Below are 13,553 nucleotides of genomic sequence, written 5' to 3' on the forward strand. Positions count from 1 at the left end.
AAGGAATCTCCGGGGAAGAATCAGGACAGGGAAACGGAAGCGACGAGCAGGACAGTGATCTCGCCCAGCTGCTGCAGGGCGCCGATCGTGTCACCGGTGTGGCCGCCAATCTGGTTGAGGCAGAGCGCGCGCAAGGCGCTGAACACGAGAGCGAGCAGGATCAGTGCGGCAAAGGCGCCGCCGAGCCCCAGAGTCAGAAGCGGGATGGCCCCGAGCACGGCGCCGAGAACAGCTGTCTGGGTCGAGACGGTCCCGGCGCCGGCAGACAGGCCGTCACTGCGCGCCGCCGGCGCCAGATGCATGAACGCGCCGAGCAGGCCTCGCGAGGCGGCATGGGCGGCGATCAGCGCGAAGAGAACGCTTGTCGGATCGGCCAGTTGCGACAGCGCGCTCCAGCGAATGAGCATCGACAGGCCAAGCGCCGAAGCGCCATAGGCGCCGATACGGCTGTCGCGCATGATCTCGAGTTTTTTATCGCGCGTCTTGCCGCCGCCAAAGCCATCTGCGACATCCGACAGCCCATCCTCATGCAGGCAGCCGGTGGCGAGCAGGGTTGCTGCAAGCGCAAGTGCGGCCGCCGGCCCAGCGGCGAGACCGAGCTTTACCCCGATGGCGTAGACGACGGCGCCGACCAAAGCGACCGCGAGGCCGGCGGCAGGCGCCGCCCAGATCGCATCGGCCAGGCTGCGGCCACGAAAGTCGAAGACCGGCAGCGGCAGCCGGGTGAAGAAGACGAGGCAAAGCGCGACGTCGTCGAGCGCTTGCCGGGGTGAGGGCACGGCGGTCATGCACTCCTCGCAATGGCGTGGAAGAAGGTGCCGCTGACAAGGCCGCGGCGATAGCCGGAGGCGCCGAGCGGATTGCCCTGGCCATCGGCTAGGTCGGCCAGCGGCTCGTCATTGCCGGTGGCGATCATCTGCGCATAGTGGAATTCATGGCCACGGATCAGCGCGCCTTGCGGCCCCAGCGGACAGGCGGCGCGCAGGCGTGCCTCGCGGTAGCCGAGGTTCATCTTGCGCTTGGCAAAGCTGGTGGAATGGCCGAGCAGGCCAAGCATGGCGTGCGTCTCGCCGGCCGCGTCCTCCAGCGCTTCGCCCAGCACCATGAAGCCGCCGCACTCGCCATGGATGGGTTTGGTCTCGGCAAACCTTGCCATGCCAGCTCGGAAATTGGTCGCCGCCGCGAGGCGGCCGGCGTGAAGCTCGGGATAGCCGCCGGGCAGCCAGCAGACATCGCAATCCTGCGCCGGTGCTTCGTCGGCGAGCGGCGAGAACGGCACGATCTCGGCGCCGGCCTGACGCCAGTGGGCGGCGACGTGCGGATAGAGGAAGGTGAAAGCGGCATCTTCGGCGAGTGCGATGCGCTGGCCGGGCGGCTGCAAGGCATTTTCGAAACTGCCTGATGCCGGCGAAAACGGCGCGGCCAGCGCCATGATGGCGTCAAGGTCGAGGGATTTCTCGACCATGTCGGCGAGGCGGTCGAGATGCGTCATCAGGTCGGCATATTCGCCGGCCTGGACGAGGCCGAGATGGCGCTCCGGCAAATTGAGCGTGGGATCGCGCAGGATGGCGCCGACGACCGGCAGGCCGAGCGTTTCGATCGCCTCGCTGCACAGCTTGCGGTGGCGCTCGCTGCCGAGACGGTTGAGCACGATTCCGGCCATGCGCACATCCGGGTCGTAGGTGGCAAATCCCTTCGCGACGGCGGCCGCCGTCGTCGACTGTCCCGAGACGTCGAGCACCAAAAGCACCGGCAGGTGGTAGAGCCGCGCCAGATCGGCGGCCGAGCCGGTGCGGCCTTGTCCGGCCGGGATGCCGTCGAACAGGCCCATGGCGCTTTCGAGGAAGATAAAATCGGCGTCCTCGGTGGCATTGCCGGCCAACGCGTTGAGCAGGTCAGGCGACATCGCCCAGCTGTCCAGGTTGACGCCGGACAGGCCAGTGGCGGCGGTATGAAAACCCGGATCGATATAGTCGGGGCCGGACTTGGCGCCGCGCACCTTGATGCCGCGCCGGGCGAGCGCGCGCAAAATGCCGATGGTGACGCTGGTCTTGCCGGAGCCGGAACGCGGCGCGCCGATGATGATGGCGCGGGTCATGCGTTACCCGCCAGTGCTGCGCGCATGGCGACGATGCCGCCGACGACAATGAGGGCCGGCGAGGCCAATTCCGCCGCGGCGGCCGCTTCGGAAATGGTGGCGAGTGTCGCGACGACGGTCCGCTCCTGCGGTGTCGTCGCCGAAACGATGACAGCCGCCGGCGTCGACGGCGCCAGCCCGCCTTCGAGCAGCGACGCGGCGATAACAGGCAGATTGGCCATGCCCATATAGATGACCACCGGCTGGCCGGTGCGGGCGATCGCGCCCCAGTCGAGATCGTCATCTGTGCCGGCGGCATGACCTGTCGCCAGGATGATCGCCTTGTTGATGCCGCGCATGGTTGCGGGAATGCCGGTGGCGGCCAGCGCGCTCAGCCCCGATGTCAGGCCGGGCATGACGCGGAAAGGGATTTTTTCGCGCGCCAGCGCCAGCGCCTCTTCGCCGCCGCGGCCGAAAATATAGGGATCGCCGCCCTTCAGCCGGACGACGCGGCGGCCCTCGCGTGCCAGCCGCACCAGCAAAGCGGTGATATCGTCCTGCCTCATGGACGGTTTGCCGCCGCGTTTTCCTGCAAAGAACAGCTGGGCATTGTCCGCAACGGCGACAACGTCAGAGGAGACCAGCGCGTCATAGACCACAGCGTCGGCCTCGGCCAATGCCGCCAGCACTTCCAGCGTCAGGCAGCCGGGATCGCCGGGGCCGGCGCCGGCCAGCCAGACATGGCCCGGCTCAAGCCGGCGCGGCTTGAAGTTCAGCCGGGCAAGGGCCTGTTCGAGCGTGGTGTTTTCGCTTTTGGTCTTGCCGCTCACAATCCGTCCCGCCCGCGAAAACGCCGCTGGTAGTGGGCGTCGTACAATGAACTCTCGCCAAAACCTTCCGCTGCCAGCGAGCGGCCGACGAAGATGATCGCCGTGCGCTCCATCGGGTCGGCGGCGAGCAGTGCCTCGATCGTGGCGAGCGTGCCGGTCAGCACGTGCTCGTCCCGCCATGAAGCGCGAAAGACGATCGCCACCGGGCAATCGCCGCCATAATGCGGCGACAATTCGGCGACGACTCGGTCGATGGCGTGGATGGCGAGATGAATGGCCAGTGTGGCGCCGGTGCGGCCGAAGCCGGCCAGCGTTTCGCCCGGCGGCATTTTCGAGGCGCGGCCGGAGACGCGGGTCAGCACCAGGCTTTGCGCCACCTCGGGAATGGTCAGTTCGCGGCGAAGGGCTGCGGCTGCGGCGGCGAAAGAGGGAACGCCCGGCGTCAGCGTGTAAGGAATGCCGTGTTTTTCCAGCCGGCGGATCTGCTCGGCCACGGCGCTCCACACCGAGAGGTCGCCGGAATGCAGGCGGGCGACATCGTGGCCGGCCTGGTGGGCTGTCACATATTCGACCTCGATTTCGTCGAGTGACATCGGCGCCGTATCGATCAGTTTGGTCCCCGGTGCGCAGTGTTGCAGCAATTCCGGCGCGACGATCGAGCCGGCATGCAGACAGACCGGGCAGCTTGCCAGCAGCTTGGCGCCGCGCAGTGTGATGAGGTCGGCGGCGCCGGGACCGGCGCCGATGAAATGCACGGTCATGGCGCGTCTCCGCTGATGGCGATGGCGCAGGTGACCGGGCCGAGCACGGTGCGTGGACCAAGCAGCTTTGCACCGGGGCCGGCAACGGTAAGGGCGGAGGCTTCTGAGACGGAGGGTGTGCCGGCGAGATCCTGCGAGAGATCGGATTTGCTGAGTGCCTCCGACGAGACGGCCTGAAGTGCTGCGTCATCAACGATGATGACGGGAAGGTTGAGCGTGCGGCCAGCGGCAGAGATCGCTTCTTCGTCTTTCTTGAGCGCGGCGGTCGCCAAGGCCGACAGCGCCGTTATCGCCAGCCCGTGCGCTTCGAGGGCGGTTTCGATCGCCGCGAGCACGTCTTCGACGCTCACGCCCTTCCGGCTGCCGATGCCCGCCACCATCATGGCTTCACCCAGCTCCACTGGGTGACCGGCATGGCCGGGCGCCAGGCCTGCATCGAACCGACAGGAGAAGCGCGGGAAATGGTGATGCGGGTAAGGTCGCCGCCGCGCTTGATGTGCTCCGCGAGAAGCAGCGCCTCCATCTCCAGCGTCACCGCATTGGCAACGAGACGGCCACGGGATGGCAGCGCCTTGATGGCGGCGTTCAGTACGCCGGCGTCGCTGCCACCTCCGCCGATGAAGATCGCATCCGGCGTGTCCAGCCCGGCCAGTGCCTTGGGCGCCGACCCTTCCACCACGACAAGACCGGGCACGCCGCAATGCGCGGCGTTGCGGACGATGCGGGCGGCGCGGTCGCTGTTGGCCTCGATGGCGATGGCGCGCATCGAGGGGTGAGCGAGCATCCATTCGATGCCGATGGAGCCGGAACCGGCGCCGATGTCCCACAGCAATTCGCCACGCCTCGGCGCCAGCGCCGCAAGCGTGATGGCGCGGATGTCGTGCTTGGTGATCTGGCCGTCGTGCTCGAACAGATGGTCGGCGCGGCCAACGGTCAGCGGCAGGATGCGGGCCCCTTGTGTCGATTCAAGCTCAAGCGCCAGCACGTTGAGCGGATTGATGTCTCTGAGATCGAAAGCGTCGGCACGTGCCGAGCGAAGCTTCTCGTTCGGTCCGCCCAGCGCTTCCAGAACGGTCAGCCGCGAACCGCCGAAGTCGAGCTCTACGAGCAGGCGCGCTATTGTCGCTGGTGCGTCGCCGTCCGATGTCAGCGCCAGGATGCGCGCCCTGGGATGCAGCAGCGGCCGGATCAGGTCGAGCGGCCTTCCATGCAGCGAGATCGTCTCGATGTCCTGCAACGCCCAGCCGAGCCGGGCGGCAGCCAGCGAAATCGCCGATGGCGCGGGGATGACATGCATCTCTTCAGGCTTGACCTTGCGGGCAAGGGTGGCGCCGACCCCGTGGAAGAATGGATCACCGGAGGCGAGCACGCAGACGCGCCGGCCGGCCAGCGCCAGCACGTCTGCCATGCCGGCATCGAATGGCACCGGCCATGGGCGCTGCTCACCCTTGATGAGCGAAGCCACCAGCGCCAGATGCCGCTTGCCGCCGAAGACGGTCTCGGCGTCAGCGATCTGCCGCTTGGCCTCGTCGCCGAGACTCGCTAAACCGTCCTCGCCGATGCCGACGATTGTAAGCCATTTTGGCGTGGGCTGTTTTTTTGACATGTCGCGCCGCCCCTCATCCGCCTGAGGCGTTCGTCGTTCGAAAAGTCAAGCAATTGACTTTTCGTCTGCCAGCCAGACCACTCCTCACCTCCCCGTGTAGTGACGGGGAGAAGGGAGACGCTCCGGCGCTGACGCCTCCCTCTCCCCGTTCTTCAGGGGGAGAGGGTAGGGGTGAGGGGCAGCGCAGACGCTGTTCAACATGGTGCTCATGAAGAAGATTCTGATCCTTGGCGGCACGACAGAAGCGCGCCAATTGGCCGGAAAACTGGTGGAAGATTTCCTCGTCACTCTGTCGCTGGCCGGCCGTACCGAAAGCCCGGTCGCGCAAGGCGTGCCGGTGCGCAGCGGCGGCTTTGGCGGCGCCGACGGGCTGGCGGCCTATCTCAAGGAGACGCGAACCGATCTGCTGATCGACGCGACGCATCCCTATGCCGCGCGAATTTCCGCCAATGCGGCGCAAGCCGCGCGCACTTCGGTTGTGCCGATCCTTGCTTTGCGCCGCCCTGGCTGGGAGCCAATAGATGGCGACCGCTGGACGCAGATCGATACGACAGGCGATGCGGTGCACGCGCTTGGGTCGCCGCCGCGCCGTGCCTTCCTGGCGCTCGGCCGGCAGGAGGTCGCGGCTTTCGAGGCGGCGCCGCAGCATCATTACCTTGTCCGCAGCGTCGATCCGGTCGAGCCGAAACTGGCGGTGCCTGATGCGACCTACCTGCTGGCGCGTGGGCCGTTTCGCGAGGCGGATGAACGCGCGCTGCTCGAGGAGCACCGCATCGATGTCGTCGTATCCAAGAACAGCGGCGGCGAGGCCACCTACGGCAAGATCGCGGCGGCGCGGGCGCTCGGTATCGAGGTGGTGATGGTGCGCAGGCCCATCCTGCCGGAGGTGCCGTCGGCCGAAACTGTCGAAGCATTGGCCGCGATGATCGATCATGGTCTCGACCCCGTCGCGGAACGCGGTGTGTAGACCAGCGCCGGTTTGTCACCGCGCTTGATGATCCTTGTCTCCGGCGAGCCGATGATGATGCAGGTCGCCATGTCGGCCCTTTCCGCCTCGACATCGGCCAACAGAAAAACCTCGATGCGCTCGTCCGGGCGGCCGGCGGCGCGGCCGAAGATGACCGGCGTGGTGCCGGGCAGGATGGCGCGCAGGCATTCGAAGGCACGGCCGAGCTGCCAAGGGCGCGCCTTGCTGATCGGATTGTAGAGCGCGATGACGAAGCCGGCGCCGGCGGCCGCCAAAAGGCGCAGCTCGATCAGATCCCACGGTTTGAGATTGTCGGACAGCGAGATGGCGCAGAAATCATGGCCGAGCGGCGCGCCGATGCGGGCGGCAACCGCCAACATGGCGGTGACGCCGGGCACGACAGTGACATCGACGGTTCGCCATTCGGCCGGGCCGGCCTCGATCGCCTCACAGACCGCGGCGGCCATGGCAAAGACGCCGGGATCGCCGCCGGAAACGACGGCGACGTCATGGCCCTCGGCAGCCCTGACCAGCGCGTCCTTGGAGCGGGCGAGTTCCTCGCGATTGTCCGAGGCGACGCGGGTTTGGTCGGTGCGAAGATCAAGCCGGTCGAGATAAGGTTTGTAGCCATAGAAGAATTTTGCCTGCGCCACGGCCCGGCTCGCCTCCGGCGTCACCTGATCGGCATTGCCTGGCCCAAGGCCGATGACGGTGAGCCGGCCGCTCATGGCTTGGCTTCCATAACGCCAGGCCGGCCGGACCAGCCGGCGACCAGCACGATGGCGAAATAAGGCGCCTTGTCGTCCGGCTTGTCGGCAAGCTTCATCGAGATGCTACCGGCCATGGTGCCGCGCTCGACATAAACGGCGCGGGCGAGCTTGCCGGTGGCCTCCAGCGCCCGCCTGATCTTGGGCAGATTGCGGCCGACCTTCATGATGACGGCGGCGTCGGTGTCTGCGAGACGGCGCGTCAGCTCGAACTCGCTCATCGTGCCGGGCAAAACCGTCAGCACATCGTCGCCCTGGACGATCGGCACGCCGGTCTGCGACCAGCAGCCCGACATGGCGGTGACGCCGGGGATGACTTCGGTCGGGAAGCGATGGGCGAGGCGGACATGCAGGTGCATGTAGGAGCCGTAGAACAGCGGGTCGCCTTCAGAGAGCACGGCGACCATGCGGCCGGCTTCGAGGTGTTCGGCGACCTTCTCGGCCGACTCCTCGTAGAAATCGGTGATCTGCGAACGGTAGTCGTCATGATCCTTGTCGATCTCGGTGGTGACGGGGTAGAGCAGCGGCAATTCCAGCATATCCGGCCGGAAGCGCGCCTCGACGATGGCGCGCGCATTGCTGTTGTTGCCGCGCTTGGCGAAGTAGGCGACGACATCGGCCTCGGCCAGAACGCGCGCGGCCTTCAGCGTCAGCAGCTCGGGGTCGCCAGGCCCCGTGCCCACGCCGACAAGACGGCCTTTTGCCAGATCTTCTTTGACGGCTGCGTTCACAGGCCGGGCCTCGCCAGCGAATTGAGGGCGGCTGCAGTCATGGCGCTGCCGCCAAGCCTGCCGCGCACGATGGCGTAGGGCACGCCGTAGGAGTTTTCAGCCAGCGCATCCTTGGATTCGGCGGCACCGACGAAGCCGACCGGCATGCCGATGATGGCGGCCGGTTTCGGCGCGACATCGCGCAGCTTTTCCAGGAGATAGAAGAGCGCTGTCGGCGCATTGCCGATGGCCACGACCGAACCGGCCATGCGTTCGCCCCAGAGGTCGATCGCGGCGGCCGAGCGGGTGTTGCCGATCTGCTTGGCGATGTCGTGCGTGCGCGGGTCGCGCAAGGTGCAGATCACCTCATTGCCGGCCGGCAGCCTGGCGCGGGTGACGCCATGCGAGACCATTTCGGCATCGCAGAAGATCGGTGCGCCGGCCGCCAAAGCGCTGCGGGCGGCGGCGACGAAATCGCTGGAGAAGACAAAATGACTTGATGCTTCGACCTGGCCGCAGGCATGGATCATGCGGATGGCGACGTCGGCTTCCGCCTCGGAGAACCGGGACAGGTCGGCCTCGGCGCGGATGATGGCGAAGGAACGTTCATAGATCGCGTTGCCGTCATGGATGTAGTCGTAGGCGGCCATGCTCATTTCCGTTGTTCAGTTTGTCGGTAAGCCTTGGCGATTGCCGCCGGTCCGAGCCTTGTCAGGCAGGCGGCGGCGGTTTCACCTGGATATCGAGCGCTGCGGACCATCGCTGCGACGCGACCGATGCCGCGCGCGGCGTCATAGCCCGGCCTGTAGCCCGCAGGAAGGGCCTTTGCCGTCGCGTTCACGACAAGTCCGGCTCCGTTTTCGCCGCCGACCAATGTCAGCGCCGCCGGACCGGGGTGCGCGCAGCCCTTGGCGCAGCCGGAAATGTGCAGTGTGAAGTCGAGACTATCGGTCATTTCGGCGGCGATTGTCTCGGCAATATCGCGCGTGGCGATTTGTCCGGATGCGCAGGCAGGAGTGCCGGGGCAGGCGGCGATGCGGGTGCGCGGGTCGGCGGCGGTGGTAACGAAGCCAAGGGCGGCGGCGGTGGCTCGCAGGGGGTGGTTTGCGGACGACGGTTGGCCGAGGAACAGCAAGGCGCGGCCGGGGGCGAGGCGGATTTCGGCGGTGCCGAGGTTCGACGCTCGGCTGGCAAGCTCGATAAGGTTTTGCGCTGGCATGCTGCCGAAGGGCAGGCCGATGCCGAGGGTGAAGATGTTGCCGGTTAAGGGGAAAAGGCCGATAGGCCGGCGCGAGGCACCCCCCTCTGTCCTGCCGGACATCTCCCCCTCAAGGGGGGAGATCGGCAGCTTCGACGCCGGCTTTTCCTTAACAACACCGGAGATTAGTGAAATCATCGGTGAAAGCGTAATCTCCCCCCTTGAGGGGGAGATGTCCGGCAGGACAGAGGGGGGCGCCTCGCGCAAACTTGTCAAACATAGCCAATCGGCAAGAGATGCCAATTGCCTCTCCGACAAATCCCGAGAATGTGCGTCACGCCCCTTCTCGGCAACCATCCTCAGCACAGCAACCGCAATATCGCGCGCTGCATCCTCATCGGCCGTCGCAAGCGGCCTCGCGCTTTGGCCATCGCCGGCAACAGACAAAGCCCACAGAACGTTACCGCCGTCCCGCACCGCCTTCAGCCTGACATCGGCCGTTACCCCATCCATCGTCAGCTGCCCACCACCATCGACAACCACCGAAACCTTCGGTCCGAGCCTTGGCGTCAGCCCAGCTTCCTCGACCGCAGCCCTAACCCGCTCAGCCAAAGCTCGCGGATCGGCAATCTTCCGCGGATCGATGCCGGCCAGCGGCCCGGTCTCGACCGGCACGCCGGTGCGCACGGCGATGCCCAGCGCATCCACCTCCGCCGCCAGCAGCCCAGCACTTTCCGCCGTCAGGCCGCGTATCTGCAGGCTACCTCGTGCGGTCACTTCCATGATGCCGTTGCCGTGCTTCAAGGCGGATTCGCAGAGTCCGATCAGCGATCTGGGGGAAAGCCCTCCCGCAACCGGGTTGAGCCGCATCAGCAGGCCATCGCCGGTCTGCATCGGCGCCGAGAGAGCCGGACAGGCGCCGCGGCGCGAGAAGGCGTTCATGCCGCGACTCCGAGCGCCTCGGCCTCGGCGATCAACGCCGCGAGATCGTCGTCGATCGCGTTGCGCAAGGGATGCCACAGCCCGCGCCGGCGCGCCGACAGGAAGCGTTCGGCGATGACTTTGGCTGCGGCCGGGTTTTCGCGCAGGATGAAAGCGCGAACATTGGCGTCGCCGACATAGGCGTCATGCACAGCCTCGATCACCGCGCCTGAAATGGCGTGGGTGGTTTCGGCGAAACCGATGAGACGGTCGACGGTCTCGGCGAATTCCGAGGCGCCGCGTGGGCCGTGCCGCATCTGGCCGGCGATGAAACGCGCATTGACGGCTCGCGCCCGCACAACCCGCGACACAGCCTCGCCGACCGAGCGCGGCTTCGGCTTTTGCGGGTCGGTGGTGTCGAGCACGATGACGTCGGCATTTCGGCCCAGTGCCGCCAGCGCCGCCGAAAAGCCGCCGATGAAGGCGACGTCGGCGGAGCCCTCGAGAATATCGCGGCCGGGATCGTCGCCGGTGTGGACGAGCAGATCGGCCTCGGCGATGCGGGTCTCGAAAGCGCCGGGGGAGGCAATGCCTTCGCCCTCGGCGCCGCCATAAGCATGTGATGTCGCATCGAGATAGGCGCGGCCGATTTCTTCGCGCGCGGCCCAGTCGCCACTCGACAACAGGTCCTCGACGCCGGCGCCATAGGTGCCGGGCGAGGTGCCGAAGATGCGCGGGCCGATCTTGCCATCGGCACGGGTTCTGGCGGCGAGCGGGTTTTCCGAATCCTCCTCGTCGCGGGCGGCAACGGCGTTGGCGGCGGCGTCGATCAGCGCGATCTGGGTCGGGAACATGTCGCGGAACAGGCCCGAAATCCGCCAGGTGACATCGACGCGCGGGCGACCGAGCGTGGCCGGCGGCAGCACTTCGATGCCGGTGATGCGGCCGGTGGCCGAATCCCATTGCGGCCGGCAGCCCATCAGCGCCAGGCCTTGCGCGATCTCCTCGCCGCCGGTGCGCAGCGAGGCCGAGCCCCAGAGGTCGATGACCAGCGAGCGCGGCCAGTCGCCATGCGACTGCATATAGCCGCGCACGACTTCTTCCGCAGCCGCCTTGCCCAATTCATAGGCGGTCGGCGTCGGCATGGTGCGCGGATCGGATGTGAACAGGTTGCGGCCGGTGGGCAGCACATCGGAGCGGCCACGCGCCGGTGCGCCCGCCGGACCCGCCTTGATGTGACGGCCGTCGAGCGCGGCAAGAAGTGCTGCTTTCTCGGCCTCCGCGCTTTGCACGCGCATGGCGTCGGGCTCGTCGTCGGAAGCGCGGCCATAGATGTGCAGGCCGTCCTTGATGGCGAAATCCTTGAGGTCGCAGAGCCAGGCGTCGATGCGGCGCAGCGCCTCGTCGGGCGCGTCGGTTTTGGCGACGCCGGCTTCGGAGGCGAGGCCGGTCTTCTGCGCGGTGTCGACGATCAGCTTGGCCAGACGGTCGCGGCGGCGGCGGTCGAGGCCGTCGGCCTGGGCATATTCGTCGACCAGCCGTTCGAGCTTGTGCTGCTCTTCGTCAAGGCCGGCGCCGGTCAGCGGCGGCGGCAGATGGCCAAGCGTGACGGCTGCTATGCGCCGCTTGGCTTGCGCCGCCTCGCCGGGATTTGAGACGATGAAGGGATAGATGACGGGCAGCGAGCCGGTGACGATCTCGGGGAAGCAGTTTTGTGAGAGCGCTACCGTCTTGCCGGGCAGCCATTCCAGCGTGCCATGGGCGCCGACATGGATGAGAGCATGGATGCGGAGCGATTTGCGCAGCCACAGGCCGAAGGCGAGCAGGGCGTGGCGCGGCGGGAGCGTCGGGTCGTGGTAGTCGGCGCGGCGGTCGGCGGAGCGGCCGCGATCGGGGGCGAGGGCGACGGTGACATTGCCGAAGGTGGCGGCGCGGAAGGGGAAGCCGCTCTTACCCTCCCCCTTGTGGGGAGGGTGGCCCGCAGGGCCGGGTGGGGGTGGTGCACCGCTACCCCCACCCCGTTTCGCGCCATCCGCTTCGCGAATGTCGCGAACCGACCCTCCCCACAAGGGGGAGGGTGAAGGGGCGCCCCATGCCGCCTCGACTGCAGCCAGTGCGTCAGCCGGCAAATCCTTTGAGAAGTCCAGATACTCTTCCAGCCCCAGCCCACCATCGCCCCGCTCCAACGAATCCAGCAACCCATGCGGCGTTTGCGGAATCCCTTCAACGCCATAGCCCTGCTCCTTCAGGTCATGCAGCATCGCCAGCACGCTCGACGGCACATCCAAACCCACGGCGTAACCGGTGCGGCCGGGCGCACTCGGGTAATCCGGTATGAGGATCGCCAAGTTGCGCGTCGCCCGGGGCGTCTGCTGCAGCTTGATGAACGCCGCCACGCGCTCCGCCACCTGTGCCACGCGGTCCGGTTCCGGCCGGTTGGCGAAGGCGCGGTGGCCGAGCGCCGGGTCGGTTTCGCTCTCGCCCTTGAAGGAAATTGCGCCGGCGAGGATGCGACCGTCGAGTTCGGGCAGCACGACATGCATGGCGAGGTCGGCGGGCGCCAGGCCGCGCTGGTTGTTGTCCCAGACGTGGCGGCGGGTGGTGGCGACGATGACCTGGAAGACCGGCACGCCGGCACGGTCGAACAGGGTTTGGACGCCGGGTTCGGCGCCGGAGGCGAAGGCGGTTGCGGTGATGATGGCGGCGGGGTTGAGCGCGGCCAGAGCAGTTTCGACGAAGGCCAGGGAGGTCGGGTCTTTGAGGCTGGAGACGAAGATCGGGACCGGTCTCATGCCGCGCTGGCGGAGTGCATCAAAGAGGGCATCGATTGGCGCGACATCGGCGGCCAGCAGCATCGAGCGGTAGAAGAGGATGGGGATGATGGGAGGGTTGATGTTGTCTGCGCCGAGTTCCCGCCCACCCCCCTCTGTCCTGCCGGACATCTCCCCCGCAAGGGGGGAGATTGCGCTGTCATCGAAGCTTTCGCCAATCGGGGATGTTGCAGAGGAATCTATTATCGGCTGGGCAGAAAAAGTGCCGAGGTCCGCGCCGGCTGATCTCCCCCCTTGCGGGGGAGATGTCCGGCAGGACAGAGGGGGGTGTGAAGGAACGCCGACATCGGCCAAATCCAACTTGCCTACGACGCCGCGGCCTGGCTCGTAGTAGCCAGCTTTCGGCACGCTGACCGGCTCAGCCGCCGCCACATCGGACCCAGCCAACCCCGCTAGCCGCTGCACCAGCGCCGTCATATTCTCCGGGCCACCCTCGCGGAAATAGCCAAGCAGGCCGTCCAACTCCTCGCGCGGCAGCGTCGAGGCTTCGATCAGCCTGAGATCCTCGTCGTGGCTTTCACCAGGCAGCAGCGCCAGCTTGATGCCGTTCGCACGGGCAGTCGCGGCAAGCTGGTCGCAGCCATAGCGCCACCAGTCATAGCCACCGAGGATGCGCACCAGGATGATCTTGGCGTGGCGGGCGACGCTGTCGACCCAGAGGTCGACGGACATCGGGTGGCGCAAGTCGCGCAGTGCCGCCAGCCGCATCGAGGGCAGGCGGCCGGCGTCCGCCTTCCACGCCGCCGCCAGTCCGGCAAGGTCGCTGTCGGTAAAGGACAGCGCCACGATATCCGCCGGCGTCTGCCGGAGATCAACTGGCTCGGCGAGATCGTCGAGCGAGGCGGAGGTCGTGGCGAGTATATGCATCGCGGCTCGTGCCTGAGA

12 protein-coding genes are annotated in these 13,553 nt (G+C 67.1%); 1 reads left to right on the top strand and 11 read right to left on the bottom strand.

Going from position 1 to position 13,553, the window contains the following annotated elements; all coding sequences use genetic code 11:
• Window positions 1-20: 20 nt before the first annotated feature.
• Genes cobS through X728_RS163475 form a run of 6 tightly spaced genes read right to left on the bottom strand, consistent with a single transcriptional unit; the run spans window position 21 to window position 5,274 of the window.
• Window positions 21-788 (bottom strand): adenosylcobinamide-GDP ribazoletransferase, encoded by a 768-nt coding sequence (gene cobS, locus X728_RS163500; RefSeq protein WP_031194701.1) that lies wholly within the window; start codon window positions 786-788, stop codon window positions 21-23.
• Window positions 785-2,098 carry a cobyrinate a,c-diamide synthase gene (locus X728_RS163495; protein WP_023830491.1) on the bottom strand — a complete coding sequence of 438 codons (1,314 nt, stop codon included), beginning with the start codon at window positions 2,096-2,098 and terminating at the stop codon, window positions 785-787. The genes cobS and X728_RS163495 overlap by 4 nt, the downstream gene beginning before the upstream one ends.
• Window positions 2,095-2,907: a uroporphyrinogen-III C-methyltransferase gene (gene cobA / locus X728_RS163490; RefSeq protein ID WP_023744660.1), complete on the bottom strand. Its 813-nt coding sequence runs from the start codon at window positions 2,905-2,907 to the stop codon at window positions 2,095-2,097. The genes X728_RS163495 and cobA overlap by 4 nt, the downstream gene beginning before the upstream one ends.
• Entirely contained in the window at window positions 2,904-3,668 is a 765-nt protein-coding gene (cobM, locus tag X728_RS163485; protein ID WP_023830492.1) for a precorrin-4 C(11)-methyltransferase, read from the bottom strand. Before cobM ends, cobA begins: the two co-directional genes overlap by 4 nt.
• Window positions 3,665-4,051, bottom strand: a complete 387-nt coding sequence (locus tag X728_RS163480) for a cobalamin biosynthesis protein (RefSeq protein ID WP_023685183.1) — start codon at window positions 4,049-4,051, stop codon at window positions 3,665-3,667. The genes cobM and X728_RS163480 overlap by 4 nt, the downstream gene beginning before the upstream one ends.
• Window positions 4,048-5,274: a bifunctional cobalt-precorrin-7 (C(5))-methyltransferase/cobalt-precorrin-6B (C(15))-methyltransferase gene (locus tag X728_RS163475; RefSeq protein WP_023830493.1), complete on the bottom strand. Its 1,227-nt coding sequence runs from the start codon at window positions 5,272-5,274 to the stop codon at window positions 4,048-4,050. Before X728_RS163475 ends, X728_RS163480 begins: the two co-directional genes overlap by 4 nt.
• 208 nt (window positions 5,275-5,482) lie before the next feature.
• Here X728_RS163475 and X728_RS163470 point away from each other — a divergent pair, with 208 nt between their 5' ends.
• Window positions 5,483-6,241, top strand: coding sequence for a cobalt-precorrin-6A reductase (locus tag X728_RS163470; RefSeq protein WP_031247073.1), 759 nt, complete (start codon window positions 5,483-5,485; stop codon window positions 6,239-6,241).
• Here the strand turns inward: X728_RS163470 and X728_RS163465 are convergent.
• From X728_RS163465 to cobN, 5 genes are read right to left on the bottom strand one after another with little or no spacing between them, the layout of a single operon-like run.
• The gene (locus tag X728_RS163465) at window positions 6,205-6,969 is read right to left on the bottom strand and encodes a precorrin-3B C(17)-methyltransferase (protein ID WP_023830494.1); all 765 of its coding nucleotides are present in this window, start codon (window positions 6,967-6,969) and stop codon (window positions 6,205-6,207) included. The genes X728_RS163470 and X728_RS163465 overlap by 37 nt on opposite strands.
• Window positions 6,966-7,739, bottom strand: coding sequence for a precorrin-2 C(20)-methyltransferase (locus tag X728_RS163460; protein ID WP_031194705.1), 774 nt, complete (start codon window positions 7,737-7,739; stop codon window positions 6,966-6,968). The genes X728_RS163465 and X728_RS163460 overlap by 4 nt, the downstream gene beginning before the upstream one ends.
• A complete protein-coding gene (locus tag X728_RS163455; RefSeq protein WP_023830495.1) occupies window positions 7,736-8,368 on the bottom strand; it encodes a precorrin-8X methylmutase in 633 nt (210 codons plus the stop codon). Before X728_RS163455 ends, X728_RS163460 begins: the two co-directional genes overlap by 4 nt.
• Window positions 8,369-8,370: 2 nt before the next feature.
• Window positions 8,371-9,858 carry a precorrin-3B synthase gene (cobG, locus tag X728_RS163450; protein WP_023830496.1) on the bottom strand — a complete coding sequence of 496 codons (1,488 nt, stop codon included), beginning with the start codon at window positions 9,856-9,858 and terminating at the stop codon, window positions 8,371-8,373.
• Window positions 9,855-13,535, bottom strand: a complete 3,681-nt coding sequence (gene cobN / locus X728_RS163445; protein ID WP_023830497.1) for a cobaltochelatase subunit CobN — start codon at window positions 13,533-13,535, stop codon at window positions 9,855-9,857. The genes cobG and cobN overlap by 4 nt, the downstream gene beginning before the upstream one ends.
• Window positions 13,536-13,553 lie beyond the last annotated feature (18 nt).

Source organism: Mesorhizobium sp. L103C119B0, assembly GCF_000502235.1.
Lineage (GTDB): Bacteria > Pseudomonadota > Alphaproteobacteria > Rhizobiales > Rhizobiaceae > Mesorhizobium.

What these genes read in the sequence shown, in the direction of transcription:
- X728_RS163495 (WP_023830491.1), bottom strand. Translation starts at nt 2,098, where the DNA reads ATGACCCGCGCCATCATCATCGGCGCGCCGCGTTCCGGCTCCGGCAAG.
- X728_RS163480 (WP_023685183.1), bottom strand. Translation starts at nt 4,051, where the DNA reads ATGATGGTGGCGGGCATCGGCAGCCGGAAGGGCGTGAGCGTCGAAGAC.
- X728_RS163470 (WP_031247073.1), top strand. Translation starts at nt 5,483, where the DNA reads ATGAAGAAGATTCTGATCCTTGGCGGCACGACAGAAGCGCGCCAATTG.
- cobG (WP_023830496.1), bottom strand. Translation starts at nt 9,858, where the DNA reads ATGAACGCCTTCTCGCGCCGCGGCGCCTGTCCGGCTCTCTCGGCGCCG.
- X728_RS163455 (WP_023830495.1), bottom strand. Translation starts at nt 8,368, where the DNA reads ATGGCCGCCTACGACTACATCCATGACGGCAACGCGATCTATGAACGT.
- cobN (WP_023830497.1), bottom strand. Translation starts at nt 13,535, where the DNA reads ATGCATATACTCGCCACGACCTCCGCCTCGCTCGACGATCTCGCCGAG.
- X728_RS163465 (WP_023830494.1), bottom strand. Translation starts at nt 6,969, where the DNA reads ATGAGCGGCCGGCTCACCGTCATCGGCCTTGGGCCAGGCAATGCCGAT.
- cobM (WP_023830492.1), bottom strand. Translation starts at nt 3,668, where the DNA reads ATGACCGTGCATTTCATCGGCGCCGGTCCCGGCGCCGCCGACCTCATC.
- X728_RS163475 (WP_023830493.1), bottom strand. Translation starts at nt 5,274, where the DNA reads ATGTCAAAAAAACAGCCCACGCCAAAATGGCTTACAATCGTCGGCATC.
- cobS (WP_031194701.1), bottom strand. Translation starts at nt 788, where the DNA reads ATGACCGCCGTGCCCTCACCCCGGCAAGCGCTCGACGACGTCGCGCTT.